Origin of the sequence: Vibrio sp. STUT-A16 (assembly GCF_026000495.1) — a bacterium.
Lineage (GTDB): Bacteria > Pseudomonadota > Gammaproteobacteria > Enterobacterales > Vibrionaceae > Vibrio > Vibrio diabolicus.
Genome location: NZ_AP026765.1, coordinates 1,846,816 through 1,858,795 on the forward strand (window position 1 = coordinate 1,846,816; position 11,980 = coordinate 1,858,795).

Annotated in this window: 8 protein-coding genes; 4 read left to right on the plus strand and 4 right to left on the minus strand. The window is 43.6% G+C overall.

The features are described from left to right. Nucleotides 1–129 precede the first annotated feature (129 nt). The 3 genes from prc to OO778_RS09005 all read right to left on the minus strand — a co-directional run bounded on the left by prc (nucleotide 130) and on the right by OO778_RS09005 (nucleotide 3,352). A complete protein-coding gene (gene prc, locus OO778_RS08995; protein WP_074190114.1) occupies nucleotides 130–2,136 on the minus strand; it encodes a carboxy terminal-processing peptidase in 2,007 nt (668 codons plus the stop codon). Nucleotides 2,137–2,153: 17 nt separating this feature from the next. Then, a complete protein-coding gene (gene proQ, locus OO778_RS09000; RefSeq protein ID WP_005396555.1) occupies nucleotides 2,154–2,780 on the minus strand; it encodes an RNA chaperone ProQ in 627 nt (208 codons plus the stop codon). 98 nt (nucleotides 2,781–2,878) lie between these two features. Continuing rightward, the gene (locus tag OO778_RS09005) at nucleotides 2,879–3,352 is read right to left on the minus strand and encodes a GAF domain-containing protein (protein WP_065646467.1); all 474 of its coding nucleotides are present in this window, start codon (nucleotides 3,350–3,352) and stop codon (nucleotides 2,879–2,881) included. 92 nt (nucleotides 3,353–3,444) lie between these two features. Here OO778_RS09005 and OO778_RS09010 point away from each other — a divergent pair, with 92 nt between their 5' ends. The 4 genes from OO778_RS09010 (at nucleotide 3,445) to rsmF (ending at nucleotide 10,744) form a co-directional block, all read left to right on the plus strand. After that, nucleotides 3,445–5,241, plus strand: a complete 1,797-nt coding sequence (locus OO778_RS09010; protein ID WP_006743267.1) for an ABC transporter ATP-binding protein — start codon at nucleotides 3,445–3,447, stop codon at nucleotides 5,239–5,241. Between the two features lie 24 nt (nucleotides 5,242–5,265). Then, nucleotides 5,266–6,516 carry a paraquat-inducible protein A gene (locus OO778_RS09015; RefSeq protein ID WP_006743266.1) on the plus strand — a complete coding sequence of 417 codons (1,251 nt, stop codon included), beginning with the start codon at nucleotides 5,266–5,268 and terminating at the stop codon, nucleotides 6,514–6,516. After that, on the plus strand, nucleotides 6,509–9,157 hold the full coding sequence (locus tag OO778_RS09020) for an MlaD family protein (protein ID WP_264909260.1): 2,649 nt from the start codon (nucleotides 6,509–6,511) through the stop codon (nucleotides 9,155–9,157). Before OO778_RS09015 ends, OO778_RS09020 begins: the two co-directional genes overlap by 8 nt. 150 nt (nucleotides 9,158–9,307) lie before the next feature. Continuing rightward, on the plus strand, nucleotides 9,308–10,744 hold the full coding sequence (gene rsmF / locus OO778_RS09025) for a 16S rRNA (cytosine(1407)-C(5))-methyltransferase RsmF (protein WP_264909261.1): 1,437 nt from the start codon (nucleotides 9,308–9,310) through the stop codon (nucleotides 10,742–10,744). A gap of 283 nt (nucleotides 10,745–11,027) precedes the next feature. Here rsmF and OO778_RS09030 read toward each other — a convergent pair whose 3' ends face one another. Next, nucleotides 11,028–11,861 (minus strand): S1-like domain-containing RNA-binding protein, encoded by an 834-nt coding sequence (locus tag OO778_RS09030; protein ID WP_005396561.1) that lies wholly within the window; start codon nucleotides 11,859–11,861, stop codon nucleotides 11,028–11,030. Nucleotides 11,862–11,980 lie beyond the last annotated feature (119 nt).

An 11,980-nucleotide genomic window follows, 5' to 3' on the forward strand; every position in this document is an offset into this window, starting at 1 on the left:
AGATCACGTAAATTATTGGGAAAAAATAAGCGAATATCTTACTTGATACTCAATACAAACAAAGATGAAAAGACATAAAAAAAGAGTGAGCCTGAAAGACTCACTCTTTTTACTTTGAATTGCCAGTTATTATGACTGATTTTTCTGCTTGAGTAGATCAACCATAATCGCGACAGACTCATCTAAATAAACATCAGGCGCTTCATAATCTTTAGGTATATCATCCAATGTTTTGAATACTTCCTTACCTAAAGCAGCTTGACGCTCATTGATGCGTTGCAAACGAAGTGCTTCCGCTTTATCCGATTCAGCCTTACGAACTTTCTCGTTCAAAGACAACATATTATCGTCTTTTTCTTTACGATACTTCTCTATGTCTTCATTGATGAAACGGAATTCCATCTCATCAGAAATACGCTTGTTATGAAGAGCGGTGAGTTTTTCAACTAATGCTTCGTTGCTTGGGAAGGTTTGATATTTTGCTTTATCAATCTGATCCCAAGGTAGTGCATTGTCTTCTACACTTTCACCCGTTTCAGAAGCTTCAATTGGTGTTGGGTACGAAATATCGGGTGCAACACCACGATTTTGCGTACTTCCACCGTCAATACGGTAGAACTTCTGAATCGTGTACTGAACGTAGCCTAGCTCTTTATCGAAAAGATCGTAGATATGATTCAGTGAGCGATGCTGTTGAACCGTACCTTTACCGAAAGAGTTTTCACCTAAAATAATTGCACGATTATAATCTTGCATTGCTGCTGCAAAAATTTCAGACGCTGAAGCACTGTAGCGGTTAATCAACACCGTCAGTGGACCATCGTAGCTCACTTTTCCGTCAGTATCGGCGTTCACCTTAATACGACCATAGCTGTCACGAACTTGAACAACAGGACCTTCTTTAATGAATAACCCTGTTAATGCTGTCGCTTCCGTTAATGCACCACCACCGTTGTTACGTAGATCAACGATTACGCCGTCAACGTTTTTGGTTTTTAACTCAGCAAGCAGTTTATCGGTATCTTTCGATAAACCGACATAGAAACTTGGCACTTCTAAAATACCAATCTTCTTACCATCTTTTTCGATGATCTCCGACTTCACTGCGCGATCTTCTAGACGAACTTTGTCACGAACAATTGTGACAATGTAACTCTTCGCATCGTTACCTTCTGGCAAGATCTGTAGATTAACCTTTGTGCCTTTTGGGCCTTTGATTAATTGAACTACATCATCTAGACGCCAACCGATCACGTCGACAATCTCTTCACCGTCTTGTCCAACACCGATGATTCGATCCCCTTCGCCAAGTTGCTTGCTCTTCGACGCTGGGCCACCAACAACAAGTGAACGAATTACTGTGTAATCGTCAGTCATTTGCAGAACGGCACCAATACCTTCCAGAGAAAGGTTCATTTCCGATTGGAATTGCTCAGCATTACGTGGAGAAAGGTAGCTAGTATGAGGGTCGACTTGTCGGGCGAAGGCATTCATATATAACTGGAATGCATCTTCGTTATTAGTCTGTGTGATCCGCTTCATCGCGTTGTTATAACGCTTCTCTAAAACTTCTTTAATCTCTGGCCATTCTTTGCCAGTCAGTTTCAGATTTAACGCGTCATATTTCACGCGCTTACGCCATAACTCGTTGAGCTCCGCTTCGTCTTTTGGCCATGCAGCTTCAGAACGGTCTAACTCTATCTCGTCATCAGTATCAAACTTGATCTCTTCGTCGAGTAGCGTTAACGCATAAGCAAAGCGCTCGAAACGCTTTTGCATTGAGAGGTTATAAACATCAAAAGCAATTTGGTTGTTACCAGCCTTTAGCTGATCATCAAGCTCAATTGACCAGTCTTTAAAAGAGTCGATGTCCGCTTGAGTAAAAATATTTCTATTATAATCAAGCAATTCTACATAGCGTTCAAAGATCGCTTTGGAGAAATCATCATTGAGGCTGAAATGCTTATAATGAGAGCGGGTAAATCGAGAGGTGACTCGTTTGCTAGCTGTTTCGTGCTGAACTTCAGGAGCGAGAACCGGCAAGTCATCTTTATGTAGTTTGGCTTCGAGAGCCTGAGCTGATGCTGCTAGCCATAAGCTAGCAGCAATCAGTGTCACTTTTGAACGGCAATTCATGCGTAGGAGTATCTCCTTTATGCGCGCAAGTGCTCCGCTTTCACAACCATTTGTAGGCCGTTAGCAAGTTGAACACGTACATCATCCTTATTGATTTCAACAATGGTCGCTGCCATGTTTCCTTTGCCCATGTTCACGTTAACTGCGTTACCTACTGTGATTTCATCAGCATTTAGAGCGCGCGTTTCTACAGGCTTAGTTGGTTTTTGTACTTTTGGTTTGTTAGTACGACGAGGCTGTTGAGGCTTTTTAGCCGCTGGTTTCGCTTTCGCCTTACCCTCTTCACGAGCTTTTTGTGCTTGTTCTTTACGACGAGCTTGAACTTTTGCCTTGCTTTCTGCAAGTGTCGCTTTCGCGTGTTCAACGTGCTCTTCTTCTAGCTCACCACAAGGGTTGCCGTCTAGGTCTACGCGTACTGCACCTGGTTTTACACCATGTAGGTAACGCCATGATGAAGTGTACTGTCTTAACGCTGCACGAAGCTGTGTTTTGCTTACTTTTTCGTCTTCACTTAGACGTTCCGCAAGATCTTGAAAAATACCAATTTTCAGAGGTTTTGCTTCACCTTCTAAAGTAAAGCACTTAGGGAAACATTCAGCAATATATGCAATAACTTCTTTGCTGTTTTTTAACTTTTCAGTCATGAGGGTTCCTGATTTGAGCGGATTTCCGCGAAGCATTAAGAAAAAATATTCTCGTATTATAGTGACATGCCAAGGAAAAACCACACTCGAGGGCTAATTTATGCGTCGTTCGCGTGTGAATTAAGCAGCTTTTCTACTTCAGCCATGAAATGAGTGAGACCTTCTTCGTCTGTTTCATTGAATCGACCAATACTTGGGCTGTCAATATCAAGGACACCAACCACCTCTCCATTGATAGAAAACGGAATCACAATTTCCGAATTACTCGCTGCATCGCACGCTATATGTCCCTCAAATTCATGAACGTCGTATACTCTTTGTATGGTGTTAGTTTTTGCAGCAGTACCACAGACACCGCGCCCCATAGGAATGCGGACACAAGCTGGTTTTCCTTGGAACGGACCAAGAACGAGCTCTTCACCTTTTGCTAGGTAAAAGCCAGCCCAGTTAAGATCGTCCAATTCCATGAAAAGCAGTGAGCTCAAGTTTGCTAGGTTAGCAATAAAGTCTGGCTCAGACTCAATTAGAGCAACGGCTTGTTTGGTTAGTCTATGGTATTGTTCTATGTTCATATTAACTTCCTACTTACTATAAAAGCTTCCATTCTCACTGTATGGCGCTAAAATGCAGCCCTACTTTATAATAGGACTTATTCTCAATTACAATGCTTCTGAAAAATGACACTATTAGCCGTTCTTGGTTGATAACACAAGTAAAAAAGCACAAGTCCAAGCTGATCATAGCGAACTTGATAGCGGTGCTTGCAACCTTGATTAGTGTTCCAATCCCCCTTCTCATGCCGTTGATGGTTGATGAGGTTTTATTGGACCAACCAGCAAAAGGCTTAGCTGCTATGAATGCCATTCTCCCTGAAGCGTGGCACACTCCGACGGGTTATATATTTTTCACCCTTTTCTTGGTCGTCCTGATGCGAGCTGCAAGTCAGGGGTTAAATATCCTTCAAAGCCGACAATTTACACTTGTTTCTAAAACGATCACGTTTGAGATGCGCAGTAAAATGATCGACAAGCTTGGTCGTATCAGCATCCGCCAATACGAAACCAAAGGCAGCGGAGGCATCAACGCCCACCTTATCACTGACATTGAAACCATCGATAAATTTATTGGTTCTACGTTAGCAAAATTCGTTATCAGTTTTTTAACGGTCATTGGTACTGCCATCGTTCTGCTTTGGCTCGACTGGCGACTTGGTCTATTTATTCTGCTAGTTAACCCTATTGTCATTTACTTCTCACGTAAACTAGGAAGTATGGTTAAACATCTGAAACGGAAGGAAAATCATTCTTTTGAAATTTTCCAAAATCGTTTAGTTGAAACATTAGATGGCATTTACCAGCTGCGCGCAGCCAATAAAGAGCGAGAATTTCTCCAGCAACTCAAAGACAGTGCGAACCAAGTTCGCGTGGATGCAGACAAGTATGCGTGGCAATCAGAGGCGGCAGGTCGCGTCTCTTTCCTACTCTTCTTAATCGGTTTTGAGTTATTCAGAGCCGTCGCCATGCTGATGGTCATGTTTAGTGACCTCACTATTGGTCAAATCTTTGCTGTTTTTGGTTACCTATGGTTTATGTTGTCTCCTGTTCAAGAGCTGCTCGGCATTCAGTTTTCTTGGTACAGCGCGAAAGCTGCGTTAAAACGCATCAACGACTTACTAGTATTAGAAGAAGAACAAAGACCGGTACCTAAGGTAAATCCTTTCAAAGAAGACAGAGAAGTCGATGTTAAAGTAGAAAACGTAGACTTCTCTTATAATAATGAAAACAAAGTTCTAGATAACCTTTCTTTACATATACCGGCAGGAAAGAAAGTGGCGTTAGTTGGTGCGAGCGGAGGCGGTAAGTCGACCTTAATACAACTACTTATTGGGGTTTATCGTCAAAACTCCGGTAGCATTCGCTTTAATGATGAATTAACAGAAGATATTGGTTTTGAAGTAATTCGCGACAAAATTGCCGTGGTATTACAGCAACCTATACTATTTAACGACACCTTGAGGCATAATCTAACGCTCGGTGGGAATTTTGACGAAATGTCACTTTGGCGAGCGCTTGAAGTTGCTCAGCTGCAAGATGTTATTTCTCAACTGAACCACGGTTTGGATACTCAAGTCGGCCGTAACGGCATTCGTTTGTCAGGTGGTCAACGACAACGCCTTGCCATCGCAAGAATGGTGCTGAGTAATCCTCAATTTGTTATTTTAGATGAAGCCACGTCTGCGCTTGATACCGCTACTGAAGCGGCATTGCACAAAGCATTGACTGAATTCTTACGTGGTAGAACAACATTAATCGTTGCGCACCGTCTATCAGCCGTAAAACAAGCCGATTTGATCTACGTGCTTGAAGATGGAAAAGTGACGCAAACAGGTACTCATGGTGAGTTAGTTGAGCAAGAAGGCTTATATCAAACCTTATATGGGGGCATACAGTCCCACGCTTAAATCGTTCAAGTTAGAGAGGTCGTTATGACCTCTCTGTCTAAGCACGCCATGCAGCCAAATAATGTGCGCTTGTGCCAAGGTTGCGAATTGCCTGTCGATATCGTCGACTTACCCAATGGAAAAAATGCACACTGTCCTCGTTGTGGCACACAGTTGTATCGAGGCGGTAGCCCTAGCCTCTCAGGTAATTTAGCCGTCGCGATAACCTGTATCCTGCTATTTATTCCATCACACTTTTTTAACTTTATTAGTATCCGACTTTTTGGTGTGATGATTCCGGCAACCCTACCTTCGGGGATGATCACATTGATGGAAGAAGGCTTTGTTCTTCTTTCACTGCTTATTCTATTTTGTAGCTCTCTAGCGCCGCTGACGGTTTGTGTTTCAGTGGTTACGGCGCATATCTCGCTACATCAACGGTGGTTTCGAGGGCTTCGTGTTTCACTGTGGCTAATTCAACATTTGAAACATTGGGTAATGCTGGATGTGTTCTTAGTTAGCATCGCCATTTCCTGCTTCAAACTCCAAGATTATTCCGACATTTTTGTAGGCCCAGGGTTAATTGGTCTGGTTCTTTTGCAGATATTTACCGTTTTGTTAGTTTCTCGAATCAGTGTGCGTCGTTACTGGGAAGCCTGGAAGCCAGAACGTCTTTATTCCTTTGAACACAAAGACGTGCATTGCCATGAATGCCACCTGTCTCAACCTGAAGGTGACCATTGTCGGCGTTGTCACCACGAGTTATATCATCGCAAGCCCAACTCCATTCAGAAGACATGGGCTTACCTCATTGCGGCAACGATAGCGATTTTCCCAGCCAACTTGATTCCTATTTCCATCTTGCTGACCAATGGCAAACGTTTGGAAGATACTATTTTCTCAGGCGTAGCTGGGTTGGTAAAAAGCGGTATGTATGGCATCGCAGTGATCATTTTTGTGGCCAGTATTGTTGTGCCAGTTGTAAAAATACTTGGCCTTGCCTACATCATGCTTTGCATTCAATTCAAACGTTCGGTGTTTAAGAGACAACGAATGATGGTTTACTTTGTTGTTAAATGGATCGGTAAATGGTCTGTGATGGACTTGTTTGTTATTTCTATCATGATGACCTTAGTCGATCGTGGTCAGATACTTGATTTCACACCAGGATATGGCGCCGTGGCCTTTGGTGTTGTCGTGGTATTGACCATGCTTGCAGCGGAAAGTATTGATCCAAGGCTAATCTGGGACCAAACAGGCCCAACACAATCAGAAAAAGAGTCAATGAATGAGTGATCAGAACAGTTCTCAAACGTCATACGTACCAGATGTAAAGCGGAGCAAAGGCATATCTCCTCTTTGGCTTTTGCCAATTTTGACCATGGTCTTAGCTGGCTGGCTTGTGGTGAAGTCGATACACGATGCAGGACAACGGGTGCAAATCTATTTTTCTGACGCTGCTGGCTTGGTTGCCGGGCGAACCACTATCCGTTACCAAGGGCTAGAAGTCGGTATGGTGAGAGACATTAACCTCACTGAAGATCTCGGCAGTATTTATGTTGATGCCGATATCTACCCTGAAGCGGCAAAATTGCTGAACGATAAAACTCGCTTTTGGCTGGTAAAACCAACAGCAAGCCTAACAGGAGTTTCTGGGCTCGATGCGCTCGTGTCGGGTAATTACATTTCGATTCAACCTGGAGATGGTCAAGAGTTTGAAACAACGTTCCATGCGTTAGACTCTGCACCAACAGATTTGCGCGTTTCACAAGGTTTGAACATTAAACTCAAAAGCCGCGATTTAGGTGGTGTGTCGATTGGATCTCAAATTGTTTATAAGAAAATTCCAATCGGTGAAGTCTACAGCTACCAGCTGGATGAAGACGCAAAATCTATCACGATTCAAGCCAACATTCAGGATCAATACCGACATATCATTAACAACCGCAGTCGGTTCTGGAACGTAAGTGGAATCGGTGCCAGCATCGGTTTTGAAGGCGTCGATGTAAGGCTAGAAAGCATGAGTGCTCTACTTGGAGGCGCGATCGCCGTCGATTCTCCGGATGACGGTGAGCCTGTAGAAGAGAATACTGAATTCCGTCTGTATAAAGATTTGAAAACCGCAGGTCGAGGTATCGCTGTTAAAATCGTCCTCCCTGATGACAGTAAAATCAGTGGCGAAGGCGCACCCATTATGTATCGCGGAATCGAGATTGGCCAAGTTACAGACTTAAGCCTATCCGAAGGGCGAGAAGTGATATTAGCGTCAGCGGCAATTCAACCAGCTTTCAGTGACATGCTGACGACAGGTACCCGATTCGTCTTAGAAGAAGCAAAAGTGTCCCTCTCTGGTGTTGAAAACATTGCCAATCTCGTGAGAGGAAACTTCTTAACCATTGTGCCGGGTGCCGGTGAACGCTCTCGCCGCTTTACTGCCATTCGTAAAAACGTTTTTAACCAACAGCAAGAAAAGTCCATCGCTATTCGTTTAGTGTCTGACAACTCGTTTGGCCTAGATAGCGGTGCCAACGTACTTTACAAAGGCATCGTGGTCGGTTCAATTATCAACGTAGGCTTAGTTGAAGAAGGTAAAAAATCACAACATGAAGTATTTATGGACGTATTGATTGATCATGAATACAAACACCTGATCAAATCAAACAACCGTTTTTATGTAACCGGAAGTGCCTCTGCAGAGTTAACGGAATCGGGCCTCAGCGTTACCGTTCCTCCGGCAAAACAGTTGTTAACTGGGTCCATTAGCTTTGTAAGCGAAGGCAAGCAAGATATTCAAAAAGAGTATCAACTGTTCCAAAACGAATCATTGGCAGAACTAGCACAGTACAACCAAAGTGGCTCTAGAGCACTCACACTGTTTGCTTCTGAATTGCCGCCGATTTCCAAAGGCAGCCCTCTGCTCTATCGTAATCTTCCTGTTGGTAACGTCTCCGATTTCCAATTGGTTGATGGCGGTGTGTTAATTAAAGCAACCATCGAAAACCGCTTTGCTTACCTCGTAACGCCGAAAACCGTCTTTTGGAACCGTTCAGGGATAGAGATAGATGCATCGCTAGCCGGTGTGAGTGTGAAAGCTCACCCTTTAAAATCATTAATCGAAGGTGGCATCGCTTTTGACTCTGTTCCTGGCGTTGAAAACAAAATTGGAGACAACTGGAAGTTATATACAGATCAAAAAACCGCACGCAAATTTGGACGCGTTATTGCGTTAGAAACAGACGGCTCACAAGAAATTGCCAAAGGAATGCCGATAGAGTATCAAGGCGTCAAAGTTGGTGAAGTCACACTGGTTGTACCGAATTTTCGTCGCAATATGGTTGAAATTACCGCAAGAATCCTACCTGAATACGTAGAAAACATTGCGGTGGAAGGCTCACATTTTTGGCTAACTGAGCCAGAGATTGGCTTAGGGGGCGTGAAAAACCTTGGCGCATTGGTGTCGAAATCCATCAGTGTTGAGCCAGGTAAAGGTAAAGCTAAATTTGATTTTCAGTTGGAAAACGGTTCAGAACGTGTTCAGGGCATGATGTTTACTTTACAAAGTGAACAACGAGGCTCAGTACAAGTCGGAACGCCTATTCTTTACCGCCAGATGGAAGTCGGCCAAGTAACCGACGTGAGCCTAGGAGAATTTGCCGATCGCGTCGTCACGACCATCAAGATACAGCCTGAATATGCTTACCTCGTTCGTCAAAACAGTGTGTTTTGGAATGTTTCAGGAGTAGATGTCTCCATCGGAATTACTGGTGCGAACATCAAAGCGGGCACATTTGATAGTTTAGTTCGCGGAGGAATTGCGTTTTCAACGCCAGAGCAATCGACTATTCCACCAGCGGCAAAAAGTGGGCAATCTTTCTTTTTATATCCACAAGCTGAAGAAGGCTGGACTCAATGGCGTACTGCGATTCCTAAGCCGTAGAATAAAGCTCAATTCACATACAATTGAAGTTTGATTACCTTAAAAGAGCAGCAATCGCTGCTCTTTTTTATTGCTCGGTCCTTGTCACTATTCGTTTCTGCTTCGCTTTCGTATATTATTTGCCACAAATTCTGCAAACGAGATCCCACATTGCATCCTAATGTTTACATCCCAGACGCGTTTCTGGAAAAAATCCAAACTATCCTTCCTGCTCACCTCAACATGGAAGACTTTATCGCATCGTGCCAAAAGCCACTGCGCAAAAGTATTCGTGTTAATACGTTGAAGATCAGTGTTGAAGCGTTTCTAGAACGTGCAGACGCAAAAGGCTGGAAGCTTTCTCCTGTGCCTTGGTGTGACACAGGGTTTTGGATTGAAGCGGACGAGTCAGTTGTACCATTAGGCAACACTGCAGAGCACATGTCAGGCTTATTCTACATTCAAGAAGCCAGTTCAATGATGCCAGTATCTGCGCTGTTTATGAATGACGAATCTTACGATGCCGTGTTAGATACAGCAGCTGCACCAGGATCAAAGACCACTCAAATCGCGGCTTTAATGAACAATGAAGGCGTTCTCGTGGCTAATGAATACGCCGCAAGTCGTGTAAAAGTGCTGCATGCCAACGTGGAACGTTGTGGTGTACGTAACGCCGCACTAAGTAACTTCGATGGGCGCGTTTTTGGCGGTTGGCTACCAGAACAATTTGATGCGGTTCTGCTCGACGCGCCCTGCTCCGGCGAAGGCACCGTTCGCAAAGACGAAGATGCAATGAAAAACTGGACGCAAGCTTCCGTGCTCGACATAGCTGACACACAGAAAGATCTTATTGAAAGCGCCTTCCATGCACTAAAGCCCGGTGGTGTGATGGTTTACTCAACGTGCACACTCAGTACCGAAGAAAACCAACAAGTTTGTCATCACTTGAAAGAAACCTTTGGTGATGCCGTTGAGTTTGAAAGCCTTGAGACCTTGTTTGAAAACGCAAATGCTGCTCTAACTGAAGAAGGCTTTTTGCATATCTTTCCACAGGTCTACGACTGCGAAGGATTCTTTGTCGCAAGAATTCGTAAACAGGCAGCTGTTGAACCACCAAAGGTCAAAAAGCGCATGGGCAAGTTCCCGTTTACCAAAGCATCGAAAAAAGAATCGGTTGAAATTGCCCAACAGCTGCAAAGTGCGTTAGGTATTGAACTTCCGAATGACAGTTCTGTATGGCTTCGCGATAAAGATGTCTGGTTGTTCCCTAATTCTTTAGAGCCAATGATCGGCGAATTACGCTTCTCTCGTATGGGTATAAAGATCGCGGAAGCCCATAAAAATGGCTACCGTTGGCAGCATCAGGTGGCGACGGCCTTAGCGACAGGCTCTGAGGCAAACGCCATCGAGCTAACCATTGAAGAAGCGCGCGAATGGTACATGGGACGCGATGTTCGCCCTCAAATCATTCCTGAGGATATGAAAACAGGTAAAGGCGAAGTGCTTGTCACCTATCAAGGCGCAGTCATTGGCCTTGGAAAGTGGGTAAGCAACAGAATAAAGAATGGTCTTCCTCGCGAATTAGTACGAGATAAGAACTTATTTTAAAGAAGTAACGAATCATAAATAAATGAAAAGCCATCGTATTTGCGATGGCTTTTTAATTCGTAAGTATGAAAGCAACTGGGCTCGCTAGCGATCCGGATACGCTGTACTAAACTAGTTGTATCAAAGTAATGCTTTGATATGGCATTTCTCTCTATGTTCACCAACAAAATTATTGTTGGAAAAAGTTTAGCGCAGGCTCTGCGGAGCCGTTTCCCCTAGGCCCAAAAAAAGGAAAAGTTTGGGCCGTTTTTTTGGCTGCAGATCCGCTATACGTGAGTTTGGGCTACGCCAGGCGAATACCGTCTTTCTCGATAACAATCTTGCCCTGCTTGTACAATCCACCAATGGTCTTTTTGTAAGTACCTTTACTTGTACGGAAAGCGTCAAAAATCGCTTCAGGAGAAGACTTATCGTTCAAAGGTAAAAAGCCGCCTTTCTTCTCTAACAGATCAAGAATCTTGCTAGAAAGATCGTCCATTTTTGCCACGCCGACTTTTTGTAGCGCGAGATCGATTTTGCCATCTTCACGAATTTGCTTAATAAAGCCTTTCAGTTTCTTACCGATGTAAAGCTTACCAAACACATCCGATGGGAAAATCATGCCCCAATGCTTACCGTTAACAATCGCTTTGTAGCCAAGTTGACTGCGCTCTGCGATGATCAAATCAACTTGTTCGTTAACTTCATAATTCGCCGGAGTTTTGTCTAACCATTTGTTGAACTTAGTCGTACCAACAATGCGGCCTGACGCTTTGTCAGTATATACATAGACAAGAATAGTTTGTCCCGCAGAGAAGCGAGTACGTTGCTCACTAAAAGGAATAAGTAGATCCTTTTCTTTGATGCCCCAATTTACAAAAGCACCTGTCGCGTTGACGCCCTCAATCTTCATTAAGCCCCATTCACCCACTTGGGCAATAGGTCTTTCAATGGTCGCAGCAAGCTGGCTTTCTGAATCGAAGTACAAAAATACGTCTACATGATCACCAATTTCAGTACCTTCTGGTACATACTTATTAGGCAGTAGAACAGAACCGTAATCATCACCATCCAGAAATACGCCAAAATCAGCCTTTTTAATGACTTCTAAGCTGTTAATTTGACCAATTTTAATCATTGATTTTGTCTCTTTTTAAATTTACGTGGAATTATACCTAAACTAACAAGAAAATCAGAGAGAAAAGCATAGTGCTCTGTTATGCTGTTGTCGTTCAGCTATATGCCCCAGTCACTCTT